1 pseudogene is annotated in these 685 nt (G+C 49.6%); it reads right to left on the reverse strand.

The features are described from left to right. Positions 1-685, reverse strand: a pseudogene (locus R7Q46_RS27325) (cytochrome C); the annotation flags it as partial.

Raw genomic sequence — 685 nt, forward strand, 5'->3', positions numbered from 1 at the left:
GTTTGTGTTGCTTGTTGATACCAGACACATCAAACGAGCCAGATGCGTTATTGGCGGCAATGACGAAAGGCGATTTGATAAGATCGATGCCTTCAAACGTGACGCATTCGGCGAGCTCGCCATCTCTACGGTTGGCACAAAGTGGCATGTCGGCGATGTTAACCGTCAACGTAGAGTTGGAGGTTGGCTTAATTGCAGCGTCAGTGAAGTCTTTATGACACAAGAATAGGCCTTCTCCTTGAGCCTCACAGCCGTCACCAAGTGCGCCATCATCGGCGACATTGAGACTGTTGTTTGCGACCATCGGGCCTTGGCCGTTATCCCAGTTCAGCAACAAATTGAGGTGCCCATGTTCATTAATGAAAGGGGTCAGTTCGTTGATGGATCCAATACCTGTGCCCGCTTTCGACACTCTTAGTTCAACCTCAAACTGGTCATCAATAAATCGCGCGTTTTCAACGTTGATTTCGAGCGAATCACGCGCTTTTGCAAGATTCTCTAAACGCATTACGTGAACCGTTTTAGCACTTCGGCTTGCGTCTTGGCCGATGATTGGATCGCCATTGTCATCTCGGTCATAAGGTCGGTGACAGCCCGAGCAGGAGTTTTGTGGCTCGCCGTTTCTTACCCAAACCGTACCGACTTGGTTATCATGCGCGCCTCTGTCTCGGTACAAATGACAAGT

This window comes from Vibrio sp. 811, assembly GCF_033339195.1.